We start from the raw sequence: 25,098 nt of genomic DNA on the forward strand, positions 1-25,098 counted from the left end.
GAGACGAATCTGCCGTCTCGGCCGTTCCTGGCGCTCAGCCAATACGGTCGAGCGCCGCCTGCAGATCAAGGCGCAGATCGTCGACATCCTCGATGCCGACCGACAGGCGCACCAGTGAATCGCTGATTCCCAGGCGGGCTCTTTGCTCGGGCGGAATGGTGGCGTGCGTCATGATCGCCGGATGCTCAATCAGGCTTTCCACGCCGCCCAGGCTTTCGGCCAGCGAAAAGAGCTCGAATCCTTCGAGAAAACGCCGCGTCCCGGCCAGGTCGGTTGCCAGGTCAAGGGCGATCATGCCGCCGAAGCCGCGCATCTGGCGGCGGGCGAGTTGATGCTGCGGGTGCGATGCCAGGCCCGGATAACGGACCTGCCGCACTTCCGGACGCCGCTCCAGCCAGTTGGCCAATTCCTCGGCGTTTTCGCAATGCCGTTGCATGCGCACATTGAGGGTTTTGACGCCGCGCAGCGCCAGGAAGCTGTCGAAAGGCCCGGCAATGGCACCGACCGAGTTCTGCAGAAATCTCAGGCGTTCGAGATTTTCGGCATTGCGCTGGTCGCCGCTGACCACGGCGACACCGCCGATCACGTCCGAGTGGCCATTCAGGTATTTGGTCGTCGAATGGACGACGATATCGAAGCCCAGTTCGAGCGGGCGCTGTATCCACGGGCTGGCGAAGGTGTTGTCGGCGACCGTGATGATCTGGTGGGCGCGGGCGATCTTGGCCAGGGCCGCCAGATCGACCAGCCGCAGCAGCGGATTGGTCGGCGTTTCGACCAGCAACATCCGGGTCTCCGGGCGAATCGCCGCACGCAAGGCCGCCGGGTCGCTCAGATCGACAAAACTGACCGACAGGCCGGCGCTCCGTTTGCGGACCCGCTCGAGCAGGCGATAGGTGCCGCCGTAGAGATCGTCGCCGGCGATGATGTGGGAGCCGGCATCGAGCAGTTCGAGCACCGTGGCAATGGCCGCCAGGCCGGAGGCGAAGGCAAAGGCGGCGCCGCCGCTTTCGAGATCGGCCAGGCAACGCTCGAAGGCCCAGCGCGTCGGATTGTGCGAGCGCCCGTAATCGAGGCCTTTGTGCACACCCGGACTCTCCTGAACATAGGTCGAATTGGCGTAGATCGGCGGCATGATCGCGCCGGTCGACGGGTCCGGATGCTGTCCGGCATGGATGACGCGGGTACCGAAACCGTGGTTAGCCGACTTGTGGTCGCTCATGCAATTTTCTTTCGCAGGTAATTGAGGAGATCGAAGTGGGTAATCAGGCCGTGGAAGCCTTGCTCGTCGGCGATGATCGCCACCAGGCCGCGATCCAGGATGCGTTGCAGGGCTTCCAGCGAGGCGTCCGGGCGCAGCGTTTCGAGCGCTTCGGTCATCGCGCTGGCGACCGTCCCCTGGAAACTGCGCTGATCGGCTTGAACCCGTAGCAACAGGTCGGATTCGTCGATCAGGCCGACGATCCGGCCTTTCTCGATCACCGGCAGCTGCGAAATTTCAGCGTAACGCATTCGCTGAAAGGCGGTCTGCAGGTTGTCGTCGAGCGCCACGCTGATGACCGAACCTTCTTCAAAACGGCGGGCGATGATGTCGCGCAGATCGCCGTAGGCCGGCCGGCTGATCAGGCCCTGATCGATCAGCCAGTTGTCGTTATAGACCTTGGACAGGTAGCGGGTGCCGGTGTCGCAGACGAAGGAAACCACCCGCTTCGGCGTCGTCTGGGCGCGGCAATAGCGCAGCGCGGCGGCGAGCAGGGTTCCGGTCGATGAGCCGCCGAGAATCCCTTCGCTCCGCAACAGTTCGCGGGCGGTGGCGAAGCTTTCCTTGTCGGAGATCGCATAGGCATGTTTGACGCCGGAGAGATCGGCGATCGGCGGCACGAAATCCTCGCCTATGCCCTCCACGGCCCACGAGCCGGCCTCGCCGAAGCGGCCGGTGGTGACATAGTCGGTGAGGATGGAACCGACCGGGTCGGCCAGGACGAATTCGGTATTCGGGCTGGCCCGCCGGAAGAAATTGGTCAGCCCGGTAATGGTCCCGGCCGAACCAACGCCGACCACGATGGCGTCGACGGCGTGCGCGGTCTGCGCCCAGATCTCCGGGGCGGTCGATTGCTCGTGCGCCGCCGGATTGGCCGGGTTGTTGAACTGGTCGGCAAAGAACGAGCCGGGGATTTCGGCGGCCAGCCGGGCCGCGTAATCCTGGTAATACGCCGGATGGCCCTTGCCGACATCGGAACGAGTGATATGCACCTCGGCGCCCAGCGCCTTGAGGTGCAGGATCTTTTCGGTGGACATCTTGTCCGGCACCACCAGAATGATGCGATAGCCTTTGGCCTGCGCCACCAGCGCCAGCCCCAGGCCGGTATTGCCGGCGGTGGCTTCGATGATCGTGCCGCCCGGCTTGAGCCGGCCATCGCGTTCGGCCACTTCGATCATCGACAGGCCAACCCGGTCCTTGATCGAACCGCCGGGGTCTGCGATTCAAGCTTGAGAAAGAGCTGGCAGGGGCCCGTATCGAGACGGGTTACTTCGATCAGTGGCGTATTGCCGATCAGGCCGAGTACGGCCGGCCGTGGAACTTCTGACATGGTGTTATCGCAATGCAAAAAATATAAAAGAAAATCACCAGGCGAACTTCAGGCCGGCGGCCGAAGTCAGGGGCTGTTCGGCAACTGGCTTCTCGGTCGGGCCGCAAGAGCCGGCGCCAGCCGGCAGGCGATCGACGAAACGGCGGACGCGCACCTCGTAGTTCGCCGCATCGATCAGGAAGCCGTCGTGGCCGTGTTCCGAATCGATCTCGAACAGTTCCCCGCGCGGCAGCAAGAAGGCCAGATTCTGCTGGTCGCCCGGCACATAAAGGGCGTCGGTGATGACCGAACCGACCAGCACCGGCTGGCCGATCTGGGTCAGCGCATTTTCATAGACACCGCGGTTGCGCCCGAGGTCGTGGGTATCCATCGCCTCGAGCAGGCACAGATAACTGTTGGCATCGAACCGCCGGGTAAGCGCCTGCCCGTGGTGGCGCAACCAGTTGCGCACGGCGAATTCCTCCGGGGCATGGGCCTGCCCGGCAAACACCTGGCGCCCGGAGGCACGGCCGAAACGCACGGCGAGCGAGGCCGGGCTGCGGTAGGTCACCATCGCCACGGCGCGCGCCGCGGCCAGACCGCCATGCGGCGGATCGGCCGGGTCGTAATGACCGTTGCGGAATTTTGGATCGGCGGCCAGTGCCAGTCGCTGCGCTTCGCTCCACGCGGCGCACCAGGCCGAATGACGGCCGGTGGCGGCAATGCTGACCACCGCCCCGACCCGCTGCGGATCGAGGGCCGCCCACTCCAGTGCCTGCAGGCCGCCCATCGAACCGCCGATGACGAAACGGATGGCGCGGATGCCGAGATGATCAGCCAGCAGCATCTGCAGACGCACCTGGTCGCGCACCGTGACCCGCGGAAAACGCGCGCCCCACGGCCGGCCGTCCGGTGCCGGACTGGCCGGGCCGGTGGTGCCGTAGCAGCCGCCCAGCACATTGGCGCAGACGATGAATTGCTTTTCCGGATCGAGCGTCTTGCCGGCACCGAACAGATCGCCCCACCAGTCGTCGGCATCGGCCGAGCCGGTCAGCGCGTGGCAGACGATGACGGCGTTGTCGCCGGCCGCCGACAACTGGCCCCAGGTTCGATAGGCCACTTCGACGCCGGCCAGTGGCTCGCCGGACTCGAGGACAAATGGCTGGCCGAGGGCCAGCCATTGTGTCTTTTCCGAAATACGGAAACCGGTCATGCCGCCGCGTTGAGGGCCGAGCGGCGCAAGGCGTGATCGAAGTCGGCCTTGATGTCCTCGATGTGCTCGATACCGACCGAAACGCGGATCAGGTCCAGGCGCACCCCGGCCGTTTTCTGCTCGGCATCGGAAAGCTGCTGGTGCGTCGTCGAGGCCGGGTTGATGACCAGTGTCTTGGCATCGCCGACGTTGGCCAGATGGCTGGCCAGTTCGACGTTGTCGATGAAGGTCTGAGCCGCATTGGCGCCGCCCTTGATGCCAAAATTGAGCACCGCGCCGAAACCGTTGCGCAGGTATTTCTGGGCCTTGGCATGGTATGGGCTGTCTTCCAGGCCGTTGTATTCGACCCACGCGACCTGCGGATGCGCCTTCAGCCACTGGGCCAGTTCGAGGGCGTTATCGACATGGCGCTGGACGCGCAGCGACAGGGTTTCGAGACCCTGGATCAACTGGAAGGCATTGAACGGCGACAGGCTGGGGCCAAGGTCGCGCAGGCCTTCGACGCGAGCGCGAATGGCGAAGGCGATATTGCCGAACGGGCCGCCAGTACCGAACACTTCCCAGAAATTCAGGCCGTGATAGCCTGGCGCCGGGTCGGTGAACAGCGGGAACTTGCCGTTGCCCCAGTTGAACTTGCCGGAATCGATGACCACCCCGCCGACCGACGTGCCGTGCCCGCCGATCCACTTGGTCGCCGATTCGACGACGATGTCGGCGCCGTGATCGATCGGCCGGGCGATGTAGCCACCGGCACCGAAAGTGTTGTCGACGACCAGCGGGATACCGTTGTCGTGGGCAATCTTGCTGATCGCCTCGAAATCGGGCACCGAGAAGCTCGGATTGCCGATGGTTTCGACGTAAATGGCCTTGGTGTTCACATCAATGGCGGCGCGGAAGGCTTCCGGGCTGTCGCCATCGACGAACTTGACCTTGATGCCGAGGCGCGGCAGCGTGACCTTGAACTGGTTGTAGGTGCCGCCGTAGAGATGGCTGCTGGCGACGATGTTGTCGCCGGCCTGGGCGATCGTGGTGATCGCCAGGAATTGCGCCGCCTGGCCGGAACTAGTGGCGACCGCCGCGACACCGCCTTCGAGCGCGGCAATGCGCTGCTCGAAGACATCGGTCGTCGGATTCATGATCCGCGTGTAGATGTTGCCGAATTCCTTCAGGGCGAACAGCTTGGCGCCGTGGTCGGCACTGTTGAAGGTGTAGGACGTCGTCTGGTAGATCGGCACGGCGCGGGCATTGGTGCCGGGCGCCGGCTGCTGGCCGGCATGGACCTGCAGCGTTTCGAAGCGGTATTCACGTTTGATGTTGTCGCTCACGGTATTGCTCCCTTGGTTTGTAGCCGGTTCCGTTGTCTTTTGACGAACCGAGGCCTTGATTGAAGAAATCAGTTTCTGGACGAGCCCCATTTGTCTGCTCCTTGGTAATCAAGCTTGCGAAAGCGGGCACAGCTCACCCGGTGCAACACACCTTAGCCAGAGGCCGGGAAATTTCTAACGAAGAAAATGGCAAATGCTTATTCAGCGGTTGCCGCATAAGCACAAAAGAACTCTGTAGTTCGCGGGCTTTATTGCCTGCCGAAGACTTTGCCGCTCCCTCAACTAATCAAGGGCTCTTGGGGGCTTGTGCCCGGGCTCGCCGAAAAGCGCCGGTGGAAAAACCGTATGCCCGACTATTTATCTAGCTGACGAATCCGAGTCCGGTCCCATCGGGCGAAAACCCCTTGGTCAGCCGGCATCCAGTCCTCACGGCTGTTTCTCCCCAGTGAATAACCGAGAATGGCCAACGACATATTCTGCTGTAGTATCTCCATATTCCATTTGGCCATCGCCCGTTGTGTTACTTGGATCTGAAAAGCAAGGACATGGTGGGTGCGCAGTTGTCAATTGGACGTTATTCCCTAACTACTTCGTGGGGGGTGAAATGTTTAAGAATATCTGGAGACACCTCAAGAAAGATCGAAAGATTCAATTCGGTCCCTTAGCTCTTGCTTTCAAATTCGAACGTTCAGTTAGTGTTACTCGAAATAAAAAAGCGCATTTCAAATACGCCTCGGTTCGGCATCAAGACTGGATCAACAATCGTGATGAAACCGTCCGAATCGAATTAAATGAGCAGATGGGCAATTCGTCATTGACCCCTGCGGCAGGTTCCGAGTTAGCCCTAATCGTTGGCGTCGGTCCGGGCTTTGGTTACGCTCTGGCAAGAAAGCTGGCGAAAGAAGGCATTGCCGTGGTATTGGCATCGCGAAATGCCAAACGGCTTGATGATTTAGTTTCCGAAATCCAGAGTGCCGGTGGATTTGCTTGCGCTTATGGATGCGATGCCACGAGCGAGGCGTCAGTGGTTGACCTGTTCACCAAAGTTAGTGCTACCCACGGAGTACCCCAACTGGTCGTTTATTCGCTCCAGAGTTTTGGACCCGGTACGGTAATGGATATCGAACTTCCGGCATTCGAAGAGGGCTGGAAACACAACTGCCTTGGATCATTTTTGGTAGCTAGAAGCGCTGCACGTTTGATGCACCGAGTGGGGCGAGGATCGATAATATTGGTCGGATCCACGTCGTCTATTTTGGGTCGAGCGGGGCATTTAAATTTGGCGGTTGGAAAATTCGGGCAACGTGCCCTCGCTCAAGTATTGGCCAGAGAACTTTGGCCTGCGGGGGTGCATGTCGCCCATCTCTTGATCGACGCAGATATTCGTGAGGACAATACCGATGACGAGGCAGGAACATCATCTGATCCTCAACAGATTGCGGAAACCGTATTTACCCTTCATCGGCAGCCAAAAACTGCATGGTCCAGCGAAATGGATATTCGTCCATGGAATGAGCAATTCTGGGAGCATTGTTAGCCGGATGGAGAATAGCGGTCCGGGGATCACCAACCAGCACCCTGTTTCAGTGTTTTGGGCATATCAGCCGAAATATGCGAAAGCCACCTTCCAAGTGGCTTTTTTGTTGGCCTGATCTTGCGAATACTTTCCTGATAAGCACCAGTGCCCTGCTCTTGGTTGATATTTAATAACGTATTCGGCGATATCAATGGGCAACCAGATGTCTTCGCATAATTTCAGTGCAACTTCCCGGTGGATCATGTTGTCTTTGACAAGCAATGGGGTCGGCGAAATGCTGGTGCGTGCTTGGCGTTGGACTGTGAAACTTCAGATGACACCGCGAAAATCCTATATTTTCCCGAACTGTGCTGAGTGATTTCGGTATCATCGCAGCCATGGAAAAGCACCAAATTCATCAGGATTCGCAAAAATGATTTCACGGGCTTTCATCGTGTTGCTGATCGCCCTCGGCAATCTCGGTACCGCGAACGCCGCGGGGCCCGACTGCTCCCGACCGTTCACGCTGGCCCTGCATGATCACGGCTTGCTCTATTCGGCTGATACGGATACCGGCATCGACAAGGATGTCGCTGACGAACTGATCCGCCGTAGCGGTTGCAAGGTAACCACCAGCGTGATGCCGCGGGCCCGGATCTGGCAACTGATCGAATCCGGCGCGCTTGATTTCAGCCTTTCCGGTATAAGCAACGCCGAGCGCGACAAGTTCGCGGGCTTCGCCTGGTACTTCAGCAACAAGTATTACCTGCTGGTAAACAAGAATGTCGGCGTGCGCAACCAGCAGGATTTCGAGCAGAACGGCAAGTTGCAACTGGGCATCATCCGCAGTTTCCGTTACAGTCCGTCAGCCAATCGGCTGGTAGACAAACTTCAGGCAGCCGACCGCGTTATCCAGGCTGGCGGCTTGGCGCCCTTATACCAGACCCTGATGGTGAACCAGATCCAGGGCATGATCATCGAACCTTTCGATTACCCGACACTGGAGGAAAAGAAGATTCGCGACGTCAGCACCATCATCGAGTTCAACGATCCACCGGTGCCACATGGCCTGATCATGTCGAAGAAAGCTCTGCCGCTGGCCGAACAGGAGAAATGGCGGGCGCTGGTGAATGGCATGCGGACCGATGGCACGATGCGTCGCATCTTCGAAAAGTACTTCAAGCCCGACCTGGCCGCCGCCATGGTCGACTTCTAGGTGACGCATCGGCTGCGCCCCACGCCCACCATGGCCGCGCTACGCCTGTTTCTGCCGCCCTGGATCATTCTGATCGCCATGCTCGGGGTGACCTGGCTGGTCTGGGATCACGAACGCCAGAGCATCCACAAGGAATTACGTAGCCAATTTGACTTTGCGCTGCGCGACACCGTCAGCCGGATCGAACAACGGATCACCGCCTACGAACAAATGCTGCGCGGCGTGCAAAGTCTGCTGGCCACCACCGACCTGAAGAATCGCCAGGCGATTCACGACTATGTCGAGACACTTCAGCTCGATGCCAATTTTTCCGGCATTCAGGTCGTCGGGGTTATCGAGCGCCTACCATCAGTCCAAAAAGCAGCGCATATCGCCGCCATGCACCGGATCGGCCTGGCTGATTACACCATTCATCCAGAGGGTAATCGCGAGACCTACGCGCCGGTCATTCAGCGCGAACCCGAGATTCGCTCACGCCATGCTCCGCTCGGCCTCGATCCGTGGGCCGATCCGGTACGCCGGCAGGCGATGGAGAAGGCTTGCGATTCCGGCATGCCGGCGATTACCGGCAAGGTGCAACTGGCCGTAGACAACGAAGGCGATCCGAAACCGGGTTTCGTCATGTATCTACCGGTTTTTGCCCAAGGCCAGCCACGCGATAGCGTCGCCCAGCGGCGTGCCAGTTTGATTGGCTGGGTTTATGCCTCGTTCCTGATGCAGGATTTCATGGCCAGTTTGTACGGCAATGAAGTAGACGGCCTCGCTTTCGCCATCTACGACGATGCCATTCCCAACGCCGCCACCCTGATGTACGCCAACGACATCCCGCCAAGCGCCCCGCCGCTACTGATCCGGGGTGGCTTGAGCACCAAGGAATACATGGTCGTCGCCGGCCATACATGGACGCTGACGCTGGCCACGCAAGACGAATTTGAAGCCCGTTTCGGGCGAAATATCTCTTTTGTCATTGCCGTCACCGGCATCGGCCTGAGTCTGGCGATGGCCCTGCTGACCTGGTTCATGATCAACGGGCGGGCCCGGGCGTTACGGCTGGCGGCCGGGATGACCGAAGAATTACGTCATATGGCGCAGCACGATCCGCTGACCGGCTTGCCGAACCGGACCTTGTTCAGCGACCGCGTACAACACGAACTGGCCCACGCCAAACGCCAGGCCGGACACTTCGCCCTGGTGTTCCTCGATCTCGACCATTTCAAGCCGATCAACGACAACTATGGCCACGCGATCGGCGACATCCTGTTGCAACAGGTGGCAAAACGGCTACAGCGCGCACTGCGCGCCTCCGATACGGTCGGGCGCATAGGCGGCGACGAGTTCGTGCTGCTGCTGGCCGAGGTAAGCGGAGCGGACGCCGCGCTCGCCCTGGCCGAAAAAATTCGCCATGAAATCGCCCGGCCCTACTCGATCAATGGCCAGGACTTGACCATTTCATGCAGCCTCGGGGTAGCCCTCTACCCGAACGATGGCGACGATGAAATCAGCCTGACGAAAAGCGCCGATGACGCCATGTACCAAGCCAAGGATGGGGGACGCAACAGCGTTTGCCTGGCCCTGGGGGGCGCCACGGTAGATGCGAATGAAGCGCTAAAAGTCTGATTCTGCCTGCGGCTCGCCGCCTCAGGCCTCGACTGCCCCCAACCGAAGCAACGTCGCCCCTTCTTTGTCGTTGGCCAGACTTCCTGCCCTGCTCCCCGTTGCCAGCAGGCCGAAACGTTTGAGCTGGGCGCGCAGAATGTTGCGGGAAATGCCGAGCAGTCGCGCCGTACGCACCTGATTGTTGTCGCAATGCTCGAAGGCCAGTCGGACCAGGGTTTCCTCGACCTGCTCGAACAGCGAATCGCGATTCTCGTCGAACATTTCCCTGAATGCCTTGGACAACCGGCATCCATCGTCATCTTCGGCAACGCTGAACGGCCGCGAGCTGCTTAGCACCGGAACCCGCTCGTTCAGGCGCAGGTCAGCCGAACGAATCACGCCGTCGCGACAGACAATCAGCGCATAGTGAATGACGTTTTCCAACTCGCGGATGTTGCCGGTCCAACTGTAGGCAATCATTGCCTGGCGAGCATTGGAGGAAAAATCGATCGGCCCGAGATGCAATTTGGCCCGATAGCTATCCACGAAATGGCGGGCCAGCGGGATGATATCGCCCGGACGCTCCCTGAGCGGCGGCAGATTGATCGTCGCGATATTCAGGCGGTAATAGAGATCGGCGCGAAAATGGCCGGCCTCGACCGCACTGACCAGATCGACGTTTGTTGCCGCGACCAGACGAACATCGATATCGATCGGTTTGCGCGAACCAAGGCGGACGACCTGGCGTTCCTGCAGGACGCGCAGCAGCTTGACCTGCATGGCCAACGGCAAATCGCCGATCTCGTCGAGAAACAGCGTACCGTGCTGCGCCGCTTCGAACCACCCTTGCCGCTGCCCCTGGGCGCCGGTGAATGCCCCCGCCTCATGGCCGAACAATTCAGCCTCGATCAGGTTTTCGCTGAACGCGCCGCAATTGACCGCGACAAAGGGGCCGGATCGACCACTCCGGTTGTGCACATGCCTGGCGATCAACTCCTTGCCGGTTCCGGTATCGCCAATGATCAACACGGTTGCCTCGCTGGGAGCGATCAGCTCGGTGGTGTTGAGAATATCCAGCGATACGGGATCGTTGAACACCATTGCCTTGGCGCGAATCGACAGCGGATGCGCCTGTGAATCCGGAAAAGTCAGAACTCTGTTCATGATTTATTGATACCCGATGACAACGCTGCGAAAAGCGACGCTGCCCCTTTCGATGAAAGGACACCCCTGACCGGCTTCCGGCTCGTTTGCCGGACCCAGCCCCCCTGTTCTCTACCGCTCCAAGCTGATGTACCGGTCCGCCGTTTGACTATCCACGGTGAAAACTCAGTAATTGCTTTTGCTCGCTAGCTCACAGCTTGGCGATCGACACCTCGGTCGATTTGACGAGCGCCAGGACATCGGTACCGATCTTGAGATCGAGATCTTTCACAGAGCGCGTTGTAATGACCGAGGTAACGATGCCGAACGGCGTATCGACTTCGACCTCGGAAACGACCGGGCCCAGCACGATTTCCTTCACCGTGCCCTTGAACTGATTTCGGGCGTTGATCAACTGGATAGTCATGCTTTTCTTCCTTTCAAATTGTTGGGATTCATGTGTTTCTGCGCTGACCTCTGTCCGCTTTAGTAACGAAGCAGGCCATCGGGCATTTCGCTGGTTACATCAGCTCGGTTGCCTTTGCGTAAATACAAACTAAGGCCAATGACGCAGAGCAACAAAGATAGTTTTACTATAAGCATTTTCAGTAGCCAATTGGCATTGATCGGCACCAAACACCATCTGCTGCCAGTGCAACAGCGAATATCAACGAACTGTTGATTGCGCAGCAACCAGGCCCGCAAACACAACACCAGAACGCCTGGTCAGGTGCTGCTTCATCAAAAAACTTCCTGTTATTTCCGTGGCTTAGCAATAAAACTTCTTAGCATTCCCAATTCGGGCATGGCTTCTGCTGCGCCACAGCACGTCAAGGATGGCGTTCGTCCTGAAGCTCGGGATAGCCCCAATGCCGTCACCAACATGTTTTCGAGAATCATCACCCATGAACCACGCACCAAGCTACGCGGATCAGCAACGCGACCCACGCAAACACCTGATCGGAATTTCGACCGTTGTGGTTTTCCATCTGCTGCTGGTATATGCCTTGCTCAATGGGCTGGGCCGCAAAGTCGTCGAGGTCCTGAAGGCGCCGCTCGATGTCAGCATCATCGAGGAAATCAAGACACCACCGCCTCCCCCGCCAAAGATTGTCAAACTTCAACCGAAGGTCAGTGCACCGCCTCCCCCGGCCTACGTTCCGAAGACGGAAACCCAGGTTCAGGCGCCGACCCCGCCGATCACGACGACGGCCGAACGCCACCCGGAACCGCCACCAGCCCCGCCGGCACCGGCTCCGGAACCGGCGAAGCCAGCCCAGGTGAATATCGCAGTGGCCTGCCCGAATCACCAGTCGGTGCCGGTCGACGTGCCCAAGCAAGCCATCCGCATGGGCCTCTCCGGCCAGGTGCTGGCCGAGTTCACGGTTGCGGCCAATGGCGACGTCAAGGACATCGCCATCGTCCAGACCAGTAACTCGATCTTCAACCAGGCTGCGATCAACGCCATTTCCCGATACCGCTGCACCGGTCAGGGACGCGAAGTACGCGTCCGGGTTCCCTTCGTCTTCCGCAACGAATAAGCAGCCAAAACAACTACCCCACTCGAATTCACAGGAGAAATCACCATGTTCCGCCTCAGCACCATCCGCAACTTCGCCGCTGCGCTATTCATCACTCTTTCCAGCCTCGGCGCGAGCCATGCCCTCGCCCAGGCCGTCCAGCCAGCCGCCAGCGTTGCAGCTCCCGAGACGGCAGCGGCCAGCACCAAGGAAACCGTCGACAACCCCTATGGCATCGACGCCCTGTGGAAAGGCGGGGATGCCGTCGCCAAGGGCACCCTGGCCATCCTGCTGATCATGTCCTTTGGCAGCTGGCTGATCATTTTCACCAAGCTCTATGAGCAACAGAAACTGGCCAAACAGGGCAAGAAGGCTAACGAAACTTTCTGGGTTGCCGGCGGCGTCGAGCAAGCCATCGATTCGCTAGAACCGAGCAGCGCCTACCATTTCATTGCCCGGAGCGGCTCGGAAGCGACAGCCAACCACCGCGGCCTGCTTGGCTATATTGACCTCAACGACTGGATTCAGCTCTCGATTCACCGCTCAATCGAGAATATCCAAAGCCGTTTGCAGGATGGTCTGGCCTTCCTCGCCACCGTTGGTTCGACCGCTCCGTTCGTCGGGCTGTTCGGTACGGTCTGGGGCATCTACCACGCCCTGACGGCCATCGGCATCGCCGGCCAAGCCTCTATCGACAAGGTTGCCGGCCCGGTCGGTGAAGCCCTGATCATGACCGCCATCGGCTTGGCCGTCGCCGTGCCGGCCGTACTGGGTTACAACTGGCTGGTGCGCCGCAACAAATCGGCTCTGGACGGTATTCGCACCTTCGGCGCCGAACTCCATGCCGTGCTGCTCGGCGCCGCCGCCGAACGCCGCGACCAGCGCTCGCCGGCAGTGGTCCAGTCCATCCGTGCGATTTCGTTCTAAGAGACAACCATGGGAATGAATGTCGGCACGACGGAAAACGAGGACGAGGTTCTTTCCGCCATCAACACCACCCCGCTGGTCGATGTCATGCTGGTCTTGCTGATCATCTTCCTGATCACCATCCCGGTCGTCACTCACACGGTGCCGGTGGAACTTCCGAAGGAGCGGAGCCAGCCGCGCATCACCAAGCCGGAGAACATCAATCTCTCGGTCGGCGGCAACGGCAGGGTCTATTGGAACGAGCGGGAAATAGGCGATCAAGAAACGTTGGTCAGCGAATTGAAGAAGGTGGCGGTTCTTGACCCGCAGCCCGAAGTGCAGATTCGCGGCGACGGCGGCGCCCCTTACGAATACGTCGGCAAGGTCGTCCTGGCAAGCCAGCGGGCCGGCATCATCAAACTCGGGTTCATCACCGAACCGCCGCCCCGCCAATAGACGCCGGCAACAGAAGGAATCACATCAAATGGCTATGAACATAGGTTCAGGCAGCAATTCCGGCGATCCGGAAGTAATGGCGGAAATCAATACGACACCGCTGATCGACGTCATGCTGGTACTGCTGATCATGCTGATCATCACCATCCCCATCCAACTTCATTCGGTGAATCTCAACATGCCGGTCGGCAACCCGCCGCCGCCAAGCGCCCCGCCGGAGATCGTCAAGATCAACATCGATCAGGGCGGCAGCGTGCTCTGGAATGGCGAAGTGCTGAGTGATCCGGCTAGTCTGGAAAGCCGGCTGGCATCGGCCTCTGCTCAGGCCGTACAACCGGAATTGCATATCCGCCCCGACAAGAAAGTGCCTTACCGCCATGTTGCAGCGGTGATGTCGTCGGTCCAGCGCAATGGCTTGACCAAGGTCGGGCTGGTCGGCGCCGAGCAGTTCCTCTGACCGGCAAGAGATCGGTCATTCGCCCAACTTGAGCGGTCATCCGGAACCGGGTGGAGAGCGGGAATTCCTCGCTCTGCATCGTCGCGTTCGGCCGGAGTCGTTCGTCAGGCAGGAAAGAACACTGGAAGCAGATTCATGGGCATCAAGGACAAACTGAAAATCAAACTGACGCGCCGGGCCAGAATCATCGCCCTGCTCGGCAGCGTACTCGTCGTCGGTGGTGGCAGTGCGGCGGTCCACTACAGTCGGGGCGGCGACGGCCAGGCATCATCGGCAAGCAGCGAGCAAAAAGGCCCGGGCAGTTCGCGGCGCGGTGACCGGCAGGGCAACCGCCCGCAGCCGGTAAAGGCGAGCGCAGCCAGGCTCGGCGACCTGGACATTGTCGTCAGTGCCCTGGGAACGGTGACTGCCTCGAACACCGCGACGGTCAAGCCCAGAGTGGATGGTCAGCTCGTCCGGATCAATTTTCGTGAGGGCCAGTTGGTCAAGGCCGGCGATCTACTGGCCGAAATCGATCCGCGGCAGTATCAGATCGAGCTTGAACAGGTCAGCGGCCAGTTGACCAAAGATGAAGCCTTGCTTGCCGCCGCCAGGGTCGATCTCGAACGCTACCGAAACCTGCTGAGCAAGGATTCCATTGCCAAGCAACAGGTCGACACCCAGGAGGCGCTGGTCCGGCAGTATCGTGGCGTCGTCGAGACCGACAAGGCCCAGGTCGACAATGCCCGCCTGCAACTCGGATTCGCCCGGGTGACGGCGCCCGCTGCCGGCCGCCTTGGGCTGCGCCAGGTCGATGTCGGCAACAACGTCCGCGCGGCAGACGCTACCGGCCTCGTGGTCATTACGCAGACGCAGCCGATTCATGCCATTTTCGCCATTCCCGCCGAAAGCGTAGGCAATGTCGTCAACCGGCTGGGTAGCGGCGAAACCCTGGATGTCGAAGCCTGGGACCGCGATGGACGGACGCTGCTGACGACCGGCAAACTGCTCAGCGTCGATAACCAGATCGACGTCGCCACCGGCACCGTCAAGCTGAAAGCCGAGTTCGCCAATCGCGACAACAGTTTATTTCCGAACCAGTTCGTCAATATCCGGCTCAAGGTCGAAACCCGCACCGGTAGCCTGTTGCTGGCCTCGGCGGCGATTCAGCGGAACGCTCAGGGCAGTTTCGTCTATGTGATCAGCAAGGAAGATCAGACGGTCGCCCCGCACCCTGTCCGCCTTGGTCCGTCAAACGGCGAATTGATCGCCATTGAAAATGGCTTGAGCGCCGGCGATCAGGTGGTCGTGGACGGAGCCGATCGCCTTCGGCCCGGGGGCAAGGTCGATGTCCTGAGCCTGGACGGTGAATCGCCAACCGGCAATGCCAAGGCTCCGGCGGGCGAAAAAACTGGCGGCAAGGCGCCGCGCCAACACCAGGCAGATAACGGCGACAAGCCAGCGGACACTGCAGCCCCCCCGGTAGCCGGAGAAGAGCGCCGCGGCCAACGCCGCTGTGCCCCTGAAAGCATCGCCAACGACCCGGAGGCCGCTGCCCGTTGCGAACGCTGGCGCCAGCGGCGCGCGGCGGAAGGTGGCGGCGCACCGCGCGAAGGCGGACGCCGTGGCGAATAAGGCCGGCCGATGAACCCGTCGCGTCTTTACATCCTGCGCCCGGTCGCCACCTCCTTGTTGATGCTGGCGATCCTGCTCGCCGGTCTGGTCGGTTACCGGCTGTTGCCGATTTCGGCGCTGCCCGAAGTCGAATACCCGACCATCCAGATCTCGACGCTCTATCCCGGTGCCAGTCCGGAGGTTGTCGCCTCGTCGATTACCGCGCCGCTCGAACGCCAGCTCGGCCAGATCGCCGGCCTCAACCAGATGTCGTCGTCGAGTTCCGGCGGCGCTTCGGTCATCACCCTGCAGTTTTCGCTCGGCCTCGGCCTCGACACCGCGCAGCAGGAAGTCCAGGCCGCCATCAACGCGGCGAGCGCCTTCCTGCCCAATGACCTGCCGATGCCGCCGGTGTTCAGCAAGGTCAATCCGGCCGATGCGCCGGTGATCACGCTGGCCATTTCGTCGGGTTCGCTGCCGCTGCCCAAGGTCGAGGATCTGGTCAACACCCGTCTTGCCCAGAAAATATCGCGCATCGCCGGCGTCGGCCTGGTCAGCATCGGCGGCGGCCAGCGCCCGGCTGTCCGCATTCAGGCCAATCCGCAGGCCCTCGCATCGCAGGGCATCAACCTCGAAGATCTGCGCACGGCCATCGGCAACGCCAACGTCAACATGGCCAAGGGTGGCTTCGATGGACCGATTCGCGCCTCGACCATCGATTCGAACAGCCAGCTCAAGTCGGCTGCCGAATACCGCGAGCTGATCATTGCCTGGAAAAACGGCGCCCCGGTCCGCCTCGGCGACGTCGCCGAACTGGTCGAAGGCGCCGAAAACAACCGCCTCGCTGCCTGGGCCGACCGCAAGCCAGCGATCATCCTGAACATCCAGCGCCAGCCCGGCGCCAACGTCATCGAAACGGTGGACCGCATCAAGCAACTGCTACCGCAATTGCAGGCCTCGCTGCCGGCCACCGTCGAGCTGCGCCTGCTCACCGACCGCACGACGACCATCCGTGCCTCGGTGCATGACGTGCAGACCGAACTCTTCCTTGCTGTCGCACTGGTCGTCATGGTCATCTTCGTTTTCCTGCGCAACGTCCCGGCCACCATCATCCCAAGCGTCGCCGTGCCGCTGTCGCTGGTCGGCACTTTCGGCGTCATGTACCTGGCCGGCTTCTCGATCAACAACCTGACCCTGATGGCGCTGACCATCGCTACCGGCTTCGTTGTCGACGACGCCATCGTGATGATCGAGAACATCGCCCGCTACATCGAGGAGGGCGATTCGCCGATGGAAGCTGCCTTGAAAGGCTCGGCGCAGATCGGCTTCACGATTATCTCGCTGACCTTCTCGCTGATCGCCGTATTGATTCCCCTGCTCTTCATGGGCGACGTGGTCGGCCGCCTGTTCCGCGAATTCGCCATCACGCTGGCCGTCTCGATCCTGATTTCGGCCCTCGTTTCGCTGACCCTGACGCCAATGATGTGCGCCCGCCTGCTCCATCACGTGCCGGAAGACAAGCACGGCCGCTTCTTCCGCATTACCGGCGCCCTCATCGACCACACCATTGCCCGCTACGCCGTGGCCCTGCGCTGGGTGCTGCAACACCAGTCGCTGACGCTGGCCGTCGCCATCGGCACGCTGGTGCTCACCGTCGTGCTCTACATCGCCATTCCCAAGGGCTTCTTCCCGGTGCAGGACACCGGGCTGATCCAGGGCATCACCGAAGCCACCCAGAGCGTCTCTTTTTCGGCGATGGCCAGCCGCCAGCAGGGTGTGGTTGACGCGATCCTCGAAGACCCGGCGGTGGACAGCATTTCATCGATCATCGGCGTCGATGGCGTCAATACCACGTTGAACAGCGGACGCCTGCTGATCAGCCTGAAGCCATGGCACGAACGCGATGCCGATGCCTCGGCCATCATCCGTCGCCTGCAATCGAGGCTCGCCGACCTTGGCGGCATCACGACCTACATGCAGCCAGTTCAGGATCTAACCATCGAAAGCCGGGTCAGTCGGACGCAGTATCAGTTCAGCGTCGAGGGCACCGATCCGGCCGAACTGGGCGCCTGGCTCCACCGCCTGCTGGAACGCCTGAAACAGGTGCCGGAACTGGCCGATGTGGCCAGCGACTGGCAGGATGAAGGCCGTCAGGCCTATGTCGAAATTGACCGTGACAATGCCGGCCGGCTGGGCATCACCACCGCCGCAATCGACAACGCGCTGTACAACGCCTTCGGCCAACGGCTGATCTCGACCATTTTCACGCAGTCCAATCTTTACCGCGTCGTGCTTGAAGTGAAGCCGGAATTCCGGCGTGGGCTGGACGGCCTCAACAGCCTCTATCTGGTTGGCGCCAACGGCGCCCAGGTGCCGCTCGCCTCGGTCGCCAGGATCAGCGAGCGCCCGGCCCTGCTGGCCATCAACCACATCGGCCAATTCCCCGCCGCCACGGTGTCCTTCAACCTCGCGCCGGGCACCTCGCTCGGCGAGGCGGTCAAGGCGATTCGCCAGGTACAGGCCGAACTCGATCTGCCGCCCAGCATTGCCATCCGCTTCCAGGGCGCGGCTCAGGCTTTCCAGTCCTCACAGTCCAGCACGCTGTGGCTGATCGTCGCCGCCATCATCACCATGTACATCGTGCTCGGCGTACTTTACGAGAGCTACATCCACCCGATCACCATCCTGTCCACGTTGCCCTCGGCCGGCGTCGGCGCGCTGCTCGCCCTGTTCCTGTGCCGGACCGACCTCGGCATCATCGGCATCATCGGCATCATCCTGCTGATCGGCATCGTCAAGAAGAACGCCATCATGATGATCGACTTCGCCCTTGAAGCCGAACGCGAACAGGGCAAGTCGGCGGAAGAAGCCATCTTCGAAGCCTGCCTGCTGCGCTTCCGGCCCATCCTGATGACCACCCTCGCCGCCCTGCTCGGCGCTCTGCCGCTGATGCTCGGCACCGGCGTTGGCTCCGAACTGCGCCAGCCGCTGGGCATCACCATGGTTGGCGGTCTGATCGTCTCGCAGGTGTTGACGCTATTCACGACGCCGGTCATCTACCTCGCCTTCGACCGTCTGGCCAAGCGCGTCGAGGCCTGGCAACGGCAACGGAGAACGGCGTGAGCTTGACCTCGAGATTCATTCATCGCCCGGTCGCCACCACGCTGCTGACGCTGGGCATCGCCCTGCTCGGCGTTGCCGCCTTCTTCCAGTTGCCGGCCGCACTGCTGCCCCAGGTCGAATTTCCGACCATCTCGGTACGCGCCGCGCTACCCGGGGCCAGCCCGGAGACCATGGCGGCGACAGTGGCGACGCCGCTCGAACGGGCATTGGGTTCGATTGCCGGGGTCAATGAGATTACTTCAAACAGTTCGCAAGGCGCGGTCGATGTGACGCTGCAATTCGATCTCAGCCGCAGCATCGACGGTGCCGCCAAAGACGTCCAGGCAGCGATCAATGCCTCGCGCGCCCAGTTGCCGAGCGGCATGACAGGCAACCCGTCGCTGCGCAAGGTCAATCCCAACGACTCGCCGGTTCTCGTGCTGTCACTGACTTCCAACGTTCTGTCGCGGGCCCAGGTCTACGATGCCGCCGTCACCATTCTTGGCCAGAAGCTGTCGCAGGTCGAAGGGGTCGGGCAGGTCAATGTCGGCGGCAGTTCCTTGCCGGCCGTGCGCATCGAACTGAATCCGCAGGCCTTGTCGCGAGCCGGCATCAGCCCGGAAACCGTGCGCATGGCGATCGCCAACACCAATGTAAACCGGCCAAAAGGGCTGGTCGACGATGGCGAGCGCAATTGGCAAATCGCCGCCAACGACCAGGCGACGCGCGCTGCCGACTATATTCCGACGATCATTTCCTGGAAGGACGGCGCCGCCATCCGCCTCGGCGATATCGCCGAAGTCCGCGACGGCGCCCAGGACATCCGCAATGCCGGCCTGACCAACGGCAAGCCCTCGGTCCTGCTGATGGTCAGCCGCCAGCCGGGCGCCAACATCATCGCCACCGTCGACCGGGTGCGCGCCATGCTTCCCTTGTTGCAGGCCGCTATCCACCAGGACATCAAGCTCGAGGTCGCCCAGGACCGCAGCGCCACCATCCGCGCCTCGCTACGCGATGTCGGCACCAGCCTGGCCATTTCGGTCGGCCTCGTCGTCATGGTAGTCATGCTCTTCCTGCGCGACCGGCGCGCCGCCTTGGTCCCGGCCGTCGCCGTGCCGGTGTCGCTGATCGGCACGTTGTCCGTCATGTACCTGGCCGGCTTCAGCCTGAACAACCTGTCGCTGATGGCGCTGACTGTGGCCACCGGCTTCATCGTCGACGATGCCGTGGTCGTATTGGAGAACATCACCCGTCACATCGAGAAAGGCCTATCGCCGCTCGATGCCGCCTTGAAAGGCGTGCGCGAAGTGGCCTTCACCGTCGTTTCGATGACGCTGTCGCTGATCGCTGCCTTCATCCCCATCCTGTTCATGGGGGGCATCGTCGGCCGCCTGTTCCGCGAATTCGCCGTCACGCTGGCCGCAGCCATCCTGGTTTCGCTGGTCGTCTCGCTGGCGACGACGCCGATGATGTGCTCCCGCCTGCTGCGACCGCACGATGCCGGTGGCGAAGGATGGCTGTCGCGCCTGGCCAGCCGGTGCATCGATGCCCTGCACGCGGGCTATCGGCGCAGTCTGGCCTGGTCGCTGGATCACGGGCTGCTGATGATGGCAGTGCTGGCCTCGGCTGTCGCCCTCAACGTCTATCTGTACAACATCGTACCCAAGGGTTTCTTCCCGCAACAGGACACCGGCCGGCTCAGCGGCAACGTACAGGCCGACCAGAGCAGTTCCTTCCAGTCGATGCAGGAAAAGCTGGCCGACTTCATCGACATCGTGCGCAAGGATCCGGCGGTAGCCAATGTCGCCGGGTTCACCGGCGGCGGCCGACGCAATTCAGCCCAACTCTACATTTCGCTGAAACCGTTGAGCGAGCGCGGTGTATCGGCCGAGCAGGTAATCGAACGCCTGCGCCGACCGCTGTCGCAGGTCGCCGGCGCCAGCCTGTTCCTGCAATCGGTCCAGGAAATCCGCATCGGCGGCCGGCAGAGCAACTCGCAATACCAATACACCCTGCTTTCCGACGACCTGGAAGGATTGCGCGCCTGGGAACCCCGGATCCGCAAGGCCCTTGCCGATTTGCCGGAACTCGCCGACGTCAATACCGACCGCCAGGACAAGGGCCTGCAGACCTCGCTGGTTGTCGACCGCGAACTGGCGGCCCGCCTTGGCCTGACCCAGCGCAATATCGATACGGTACTCAATGATTTCTTTGGCCAGCGCCTGATCTCGACCATCTACAACCCGCTCAACCAGTACCGCGTGGTCATGGAAGCGGCGCCGCGCTACTGGCAAAGCCCGGAGGCCTTATCCGACATCATCCTGATCACGCCCACCGGCAGCCAGGTGCCACTGTCGGCCATCGCCCGTTGGCAGCAGACCTTCGCGCCACTGGCCATCGCCCACCAGAGCCAGTTTGCCGCCTCGACAATCAGCTTCGCGCTGCCACCCGGTGTTTCGCTGGGCGATGCAACACAGGCCATCAACGAAACTATGGCCCGACTCGGCGTCCCCAACTCGATCTACGGTTCCTTCGAAGGCTCGGCCAAGGCCTTCCAGGCATCGATGGCCAGTCAGCCAATCCTCATCCTCGGGGCGGTCATCGCCGTCTATCTGGTGCTCGGCATCCTCTATGAAAGCCTGATCCACCCGCTCACCATCCTGTCCACGTTGCCTTCGGCCGGTATCGGCGCCCTGCTCGCCCTGCTTGCCTTCAAGACGGAGTTCTCGGTCATTGCGTTGATTGGCGTCATCCTGCTCATCGGCATCGTCAAGAAGAACGCCATCATGATGGTGGATTTTGCATTGCAGGCCGAACGCGATGGCAATCTGACGCCGCGCCAGGCGATTTACGAAGCCTGCCTGTTGCGTTTCCGGCCGATCATGATGACCACGCTGGCCGCGCTTTTCGGGGCCATTCCCCTGGCGCTCGGCAGTGGCGACGGGGCCGAACTGCGCCAGCCACTCGGCATCGCCATCGTCGGCGGCCTGATCATCAGCCAGCTATTGACGCTGTATACGACCCCGGTCGTTTACCTCTACCTCGATCGCTTCCGCCTGTGGGGCCGTGCCTGGCGGGCACGTCGCCTATCGGCGGCCGGCGGAACGACCTGACCTCGCTACGGAAACACCATGCTGCTGCGCCCCTTTGGCCTGACCGCCATCGCCTCCATCTTCCTGCTCGGCGGCTGCGCCCTCGGGCCCGACTTCATCCGCCCCAAGGTGGAAACCCCGAGCGCCTTCCGCGAAGCGCCCAAGCACTGGAAAGTCGCCGAGCCACGCGATCTCGAAACGCAAAGCACCTGGTGGGAAATCTTCGGCGACCCACAGCTCGACAAGCTGGTTCAGCAAGCCACCGACGCCAACCAGACCATCCTGGCGGCCGACGCCAATTACCGCCAGGCCCTGGCCGTCATCGGCAGTTCGCGGGCGGCGCTCTTCCCGAACCTCGGCAGCAGCGTGTCGAACAGCCGTGGGCAGAGCGCTGGTACCAATGGCGCGATTGCCAATACCCGCACGACCGACCGCGTTGCCTTGAGCAGCGCCTGGGAACTGGATATTTGGGGACGCCTGCGGCGTACGCTCGAATCGAGCACCAGCACGGCCGAAGCCACGGCCGGCGATCTCGCCGCTGCCCGCCTGAGCGTTCAGTCCACGTTGGTCCAGAGCTACCTGCAGCTGCGCATCAACGATGCCCAGCAAAGCCTGCTCGAACGCACGCTGACCATTTACCATCGCTCGCACGAAATCACCCGCAACCGCTACCAGGCCGGCGTCGCCAGCCAGGCCGATGTGGCGCAGGCGGAAACCCAGTTGCTGAGCACCGAAGCGCAACTCGTAGACCTCGGCATCCAGCGGGCGCAACTCGAACACGCCATCGCCGCGCTGACCGGCAAGCTGCCGAGCGACCTGCTTCTGGAACGCAGCGACCGCGTGCCCAATTTGCCGGAAGTGCCGCTCGTCTTGCCGTCGGCCCTGCTCGAACGCCGCCCCGACATCGCTGCCGCCGAACGCCGGGTCGCCGCCGCCAATGCCCAGATCGGCGTCGCCCAGGCCGCCTTCTTCCCCAACCTGACGCTTAGCGCCAGCGGCGGCTACCAGAACAGCAGCTTCGCCGACATTCTCAGTGCCCCCTATCGCTTCTGGTCGGTCGGCCCCGCCCTCGCCCTGACCCTGTTCGATGCCGGCGCCCGTTCGTCCGCCAAGGAACAGGCCATGGCCGGCTACGACCGGAGCGTCGCCACCTACCGGCAAACCGTGCTAACCGCCTTCCAGGAAGTCGAAGACAACCTGGCCGCCCTGCGTATCCTGTCCACCGAAAAGGAAATCCAGAAAAACGCCACACGCGCCGCCAACGAATTTCAGACCCTGACCAACAACCAGTACCTGGCCGGCACGGTCAGCTTCCTCAACGTCGCTACCGCCCAGGCCGCCGCACTGAGCGCCGAACGCAGCAGCCTCGACATCCTCAACCGCCAGCTCATCGCCACCGTCGGTCTGGTCAAGGCGCTCGGCGGCGAATCCTCGAAATAGCGAGGCACAGCCAAATGAAACCGATCCGGCTGACCGTTCTGTTTCTGTTCGCCATCCTTGCCGGCTGCGGATCGCTCGACACGCTGCAGAGCCGCCTGATCTTCCAGCCAAGCAACCGACAACGCCCCGACCTGGCCGGCAACGGGGCCAAGCTTGGCGAAATTTGGCTAAATTTCCGGTCCACCGTAACAAATGGCCGGGTGCGCCTGCATGCCCTGTGGCACCCCGCACCGAACGAGACACAAGCACCGGTCGCCCTCTATCTGCACGGCACCCGCTGGGACGTCGTCGGTTCAGCCTTCCGCATCCGCCAGTTGCAGGCCATGGGTTTTTCTGTCCTCGGCATTGACTACCGCGGCTTCGGCCAGAGCGACCCGACGCAGCCGAGCGAATCGCTGGCCTACGAGGATGCCGAAGCGGCCTGGCGCTGGCTGGCCCAACGCTACCCGGAACGCCGCCGCTTCATCTACGGCCATTCGCTCGGCGGCGCCATCGCCATCGAACTGGCCAGCCGCGTCGATGACGAAAGCGGCACCATGGTCGAAGGCACTTTCACCTCGATCCCCGATGTCTTCTCCACCCTGCGTTTTGGCTGGCTGCCGATGACTTCCAACCGCCTCGACCAGTGCTCCCGATTGCCAGCGGGCAGGAGCAAGCGCGTCCTTAAGAGTACAGGCGCTGGTGCGGAAATCGGTTACTAGTGCGAAAGCAGGTAGTCAGCCTATTTGCTTAACAGGCAGAAAATCGGCCAAAGCAGACTTTCAACCTTTGCACCGAATCAGGCAGCTATCTGCCGGCTACCCGCTGCCCAGTAGGCGAAATCGTGGTCTATCCCTATTTTTCGTCGGTCGCGCCTGATTTCGGTGGCTGCAAGCTATTCGAGGTGAAGGTGGGGAACGGGCCGGTACTAATAGCGGCTTGAGCTCGGCTGACATCCGGAATCCCACGGTCAATCGGAAAATCTGCCCAAAACAGAAATCCATTGTCATTAATTTTTCTGTTTTTGCCCTATCATTCGTGCCGTGAATATCCAGCCGTCGAGCATCTTCAAAAGGTCGCGTCGGCATTGGATGGTGATAATTGATGATTCCGGAGATTTTCATGCAAGTAGATAGTTGGCAGGGGGCTTTGCCGGTTCTGGGGCGTAGGGTCAAAAAAGCGGCGTTTAGCGCCCTCTCATGGGTTCTGGTTGCCTTGCTGGCTGGCCTTGCTGGACCGGCGGTTGCTCAGGTGAGTGCGCTGACCGAGCAGTTGCTTGATGATTGTGACGTGATGACCGGCAAGAAGCAGTCGGCGGTTTTCGAGAAGGCGCTGACCGAGTTGCGCAAGGATGCCAAGGAGGGAGCAGAACGCGGCAAGCTTTATGCGCAGATTGCCAATAATCGTTTCGCCTGTTTCGAAGAGGAACTTTCGGGCAACGCGGGATGGTCGGTGACCATCGAGTCGGACAAGTCGAAAGGAGTAAGCGAGACGCGAAGCCCCCTGGCCGTCAGGCTGAAAAAAAATCCCATGGCACTCGACGCGCTCAGGGAATCGATCAGCGCGCAGCGCCTGATTGCCGATGGCGCCCCGGATTACGGCCTGATCGCGGCGCGGCAGATGCTCAAATACCTGCCTTTGTATCAAAACGACCTGATCGGGATCTACACGCTGGCCGGTCGTGCCGCCGGGGTGTATTGCAATTACGCGCGCCCCAAAGGTGTCCGGCAGGATTGGCGGATGCTTTGTAACGACGCCGGGCACATCCAAAACGAATTACTGCAAAAGATGGACAAGGCGACACGTGACTCGCTCGACGAGCAGAACAACCAATGGGCATCCGGCTTCGCCGAGAATGCAAAGTACCAGCGGCGTTAATGGGCGGCGGGTAGCCAGTGCATAGCTGCCTGATTCGGTGCAACGGTTGAAAGTCTGCTTTGGCCGATAACCAAACAGCCTGCTGACCTAACTCACGCC

General features: G+C 61.3%; 19 protein-coding genes and 1 pseudogene. 13 read left to right on the forward strand and 7 right to left on the reverse strand.

Features of this window, described 5'->3' with window-relative positions; all coding sequences use genetic code 11:
• Nucleotides 1-34: 34 nt before the first annotated feature.
• The 4 genes from ACLIKD_RS08360 to ACLIKD_RS08375 form a co-directional block, all read right to left on the reverse strand.
• Nucleotides 35-1,219 carry a trans-sulfuration enzyme family protein gene (locus tag ACLIKD_RS08360; RefSeq protein WP_428827946.1) on the reverse strand — a complete coding sequence of 395 codons (1,185 nt, stop codon included), beginning with the start codon at nt 1,217-1,219 and terminating at the stop codon, nt 35-37.
• Nucleotides 1,216-2,436: a pyridoxal-phosphate dependent enzyme gene (locus ACLIKD_RS08365; RefSeq protein ID WP_428827947.1), complete on the reverse strand. Its 1,221-nt coding sequence runs from the start codon at nt 2,434-2,436 to the stop codon at nt 1,216-1,218. The genes ACLIKD_RS08360 and ACLIKD_RS08365 overlap by 4 nt, the downstream gene beginning before the upstream one ends.
• A 186-nt stretch (nt 2,437-2,622) precedes the next feature.
• Nucleotides 2,623-3,780 carry a homoserine O-acetyltransferase MetX gene (gene metX, locus ACLIKD_RS08370; protein ID WP_428827948.1) on the reverse strand — a complete coding sequence of 386 codons (1,158 nt, stop codon included), beginning with the start codon at nt 3,778-3,780 and terminating at the stop codon, nt 2,623-2,625.
• On the reverse strand, nt 3,777-5,105 hold the full coding sequence (locus ACLIKD_RS08375) for an O-acetylhomoserine aminocarboxypropyltransferase/cysteine synthase family protein (protein WP_428827949.1): 1,329 nt from the start codon (nt 5,103-5,105) through the stop codon (nt 3,777-3,779). Before ACLIKD_RS08375 ends, metX begins: the two co-directional genes overlap by 4 nt.
• 604 nt (nt 5,106-5,709) lie before the next feature.
• On the opposite strand from ACLIKD_RS08375, the gene ACLIKD_RS08380 reads away from it, so the two are divergent.
• Nucleotides 5,710-6,642 (forward strand): SDR family NAD(P)-dependent oxidoreductase, encoded by a 933-nt coding sequence (locus ACLIKD_RS08380; RefSeq protein WP_428827950.1) that lies wholly within the window; start codon nt 5,710-5,712, stop codon nt 6,640-6,642.
• Between the two features lie 63 nt (nt 6,643-6,705).
• Here ACLIKD_RS08380 and ACLIKD_RS08385 read toward each other — a convergent pair whose 3' ends face one another.
• Nucleotides 6,706-6,885, reverse strand: coding sequence for a hypothetical protein (locus tag ACLIKD_RS08385; RefSeq protein WP_428827951.1), 180 nt, complete (start codon nt 6,883-6,885; stop codon nt 6,706-6,708).
• Nucleotides 6,886-7,054: 169 nt separating this feature from the next.
• On the opposite strand from ACLIKD_RS08385, the gene ACLIKD_RS08390 reads away from it, so the two are divergent.
• Both ACLIKD_RS08390 and ACLIKD_RS08395 read left to right on the forward strand, forming a co-directional pair.
• A complete protein-coding gene (locus tag ACLIKD_RS08390; RefSeq protein WP_428827952.1) occupies nt 7,055-7,837 on the forward strand; it encodes a substrate-binding periplasmic protein in 783 nt (260 codons plus the stop codon).
• Nucleotides 7,838-9,454: a CHASE domain-containing protein gene (locus ACLIKD_RS08395; protein ID WP_428827953.1), complete on the forward strand. Its 1,617-nt coding sequence runs from the start codon at nt 7,838-7,840 to the stop codon at nt 9,452-9,454. It begins immediately after the preceding gene.
• A 21-nt stretch (nt 9,455-9,475) separates the two neighbouring features.
• Here the strand turns inward: ACLIKD_RS08395 and ACLIKD_RS08400 are convergent, their stop codons facing one another.
• Both ACLIKD_RS08400 and ACLIKD_RS08405 read right to left on the reverse strand, forming a co-directional pair.
• Nucleotides 9,476-10,597, reverse strand: coding sequence for a sigma-54 interaction domain-containing protein (locus ACLIKD_RS08400; RefSeq protein ID WP_428827954.1), 1,122 nt, complete (start codon nt 10,595-10,597; stop codon nt 9,476-9,478).
• A gap of 190 nt (nt 10,598-10,787) precedes the next feature.
• A pseudogene (locus ACLIKD_RS08405) lies at nt 10,788-11,015 on the reverse strand (TOBE domain-containing protein); the annotation flags it as partial.
• A gap of 466 nt (nt 11,016-11,481) precedes the next feature.
• Here ACLIKD_RS08405 and ACLIKD_RS08410 point away from each other — a divergent pair.
• From ACLIKD_RS08410 to ACLIKD_RS08455, 10 genes are all read left to right on the forward strand, one after another.
• Nucleotides 11,482-12,117 carry an energy transducer TonB gene (locus ACLIKD_RS08410; protein WP_226419723.1) on the forward strand — a complete coding sequence of 212 codons (636 nt, stop codon included), beginning with the start codon at nt 11,482-11,484 and terminating at the stop codon, nt 12,115-12,117.
• A gap of 45 nt (nt 12,118-12,162) precedes the next feature.
• Nucleotides 12,163-13,023 (forward strand): MotA/TolQ/ExbB proton channel family protein, encoded by an 861-nt coding sequence (locus ACLIKD_RS08415; protein ID WP_428827955.1) that lies wholly within the window; start codon nt 12,163-12,165, stop codon nt 13,021-13,023.
• 9 nt (nt 13,024-13,032) lie between these two features.
• Entirely contained in the window at nt 13,033-13,458 is a 426-nt protein-coding gene (locus tag ACLIKD_RS08420; protein ID WP_226419721.1) for an ExbD/TolR family protein, read from the forward strand.
• A gap of 28 nt (nt 13,459-13,486) precedes the next feature.
• Entirely contained in the window at nt 13,487-13,915 is a 429-nt protein-coding gene (locus tag ACLIKD_RS08425) for an ExbD/TolR family protein (protein WP_226419720.1), read from the forward strand.
• Between the two features lie 135 nt (nt 13,916-14,050).
• Nucleotides 14,051-15,529 (forward strand): MdtA/MuxA family multidrug efflux RND transporter periplasmic adaptor subunit, encoded by a 1,479-nt coding sequence (locus tag ACLIKD_RS08430; RefSeq protein ID WP_428827956.1) that lies wholly within the window; start codon nt 14,051-14,053, stop codon nt 15,527-15,529.
• A 9-nt stretch (nt 15,530-15,538) separates the two neighbouring features.
• Entirely contained in the window at nt 15,539-18,631 is a 3,093-nt protein-coding gene (locus ACLIKD_RS08435) for an MdtB/MuxB family multidrug efflux RND transporter permease subunit (protein ID WP_428827957.1), read from the forward strand.
• Complete coding sequence (locus ACLIKD_RS08440; RefSeq protein WP_428827958.1) at nt 18,628-21,723, forward strand: multidrug efflux RND transporter permease subunit; 3,096 nt, start codon at nt 18,628-18,630, stop codon at nt 21,721-21,723. Before ACLIKD_RS08435 ends, ACLIKD_RS08440 begins: the two co-directional genes overlap by 4 nt.
• 18 nt (nt 21,724-21,741) lie before the next feature.
• Complete coding sequence (locus tag ACLIKD_RS08445) at nt 21,742-23,142, forward strand: efflux transporter outer membrane subunit (RefSeq protein WP_428827959.1); 1,401 nt, start codon at nt 21,742-21,744, stop codon at nt 23,140-23,142.
• Nucleotides 23,143-23,156: 14 nt separating this feature from the next.
• Nucleotides 23,157-23,843, forward strand: coding sequence for an alpha/beta hydrolase (locus tag ACLIKD_RS08450; RefSeq protein WP_428827960.1), 687 nt, complete (start codon nt 23,157-23,159; stop codon nt 23,841-23,843).
• Between the two features lie 382 nt (nt 23,844-24,225).
• On the forward strand, nt 24,226-24,999 hold the full coding sequence (locus tag ACLIKD_RS08455) for a hypothetical protein (RefSeq protein ID WP_428827961.1): 774 nt from the start codon (nt 24,226-24,228) through the stop codon (nt 24,997-24,999).
• The last annotated feature ends 99 nt before the right edge of the window (nt 25,000-25,098 follow it).

This window comes from Azonexus sp. IMCC34842 (assembly GCF_050368855.1).
Taxonomy (GTDB): Bacteria; Pseudomonadota; Gammaproteobacteria; order Burkholderiales; family Rhodocyclaceae; genus Azonexus; species Azonexus denitrificans_A.

Coding starts and splice junctions, on each gene's coding strand:
- ACLIKD_RS08360 (WP_428827946.1), bottom strand. CDS start 1,219: ATGAGCGACCACAAGTCGGCTAACCACGGTTTCGGTACCCGCGTCATC.
- ACLIKD_RS08365 (WP_428827947.1), bottom strand. CDS start 2,436: ATGATCGAAGTGGCCGAACGCGATGGCCGGCTCAAGCCGGGCGGCACG.
- metX (WP_428827948.1), bottom strand. CDS start 3,780: ATGACCGGTTTCCGTATTTCGGAAAAGACACAATGGCTGGCCCTCGGC.
- ACLIKD_RS08380 (WP_428827950.1), top strand. CDS start 5,710: ATGTTTAAGAATATCTGGAGACACCTCAAGAAAGATCGAAAGATTCAA.
- ACLIKD_RS08385 (WP_428827951.1), bottom strand. CDS start 6,885: ATGATCCACCGGGAAGTTGCACTGAAATTATGCGAAGACATCTGGTTG.
- ACLIKD_RS08390 (WP_428827952.1), top strand. CDS start 7,055: ATGATTTCACGGGCTTTCATCGTGTTGCTGATCGCCCTCGGCAATCTC.
- ACLIKD_RS08400 (WP_428827954.1), bottom strand. CDS start 10,597: ATGAACAGAGTTCTGACTTTTCCGGATTCACAGGCGCATCCGCTGTCG.
- ACLIKD_RS08410 (WP_226419723.1), top strand. CDS start 11,482: ATGAACCACGCACCAAGCTACGCGGATCAGCAACGCGACCCACGCAAA.
- ACLIKD_RS08415 (WP_428827955.1), top strand. CDS start 12,163: ATGTTCCGCCTCAGCACCATCCGCAACTTCGCCGCTGCGCTATTCATC.
- ACLIKD_RS08420 (WP_226419721.1), top strand. CDS start 13,033: ATGGGAATGAATGTCGGCACGACGGAAAACGAGGACGAGGTTCTTTCC.
- ACLIKD_RS08425 (WP_226419720.1), top strand. CDS start 13,487: ATGGCTATGAACATAGGTTCAGGCAGCAATTCCGGCGATCCGGAAGTA.
- ACLIKD_RS08430 (WP_428827956.1), top strand. CDS start 14,051: ATGGGCATCAAGGACAAACTGAAAATCAAACTGACGCGCCGGGCCAGA.
- ACLIKD_RS08435 (WP_428827957.1), top strand. CDS start 15,539: ATGAACCCGTCGCGTCTTTACATCCTGCGCCCGGTCGCCACCTCCTTG.
- ACLIKD_RS08445 (WP_428827959.1), top strand. CDS start 21,742: ATGCTGCTGCGCCCCTTTGGCCTGACCGCCATCGCCTCCATCTTCCTG.
- ACLIKD_RS08450 (WP_428827960.1), top strand. CDS start 23,157: ATGAAACCGATCCGGCTGACCGTTCTGTTTCTGTTCGCCATCCTTGCC.
- ACLIKD_RS08455 (WP_428827961.1), top strand. CDS start 24,226: ATGATTCCGGAGATTTTCATGCAAGTAGATAGTTGGCAGGGGGCTTTG.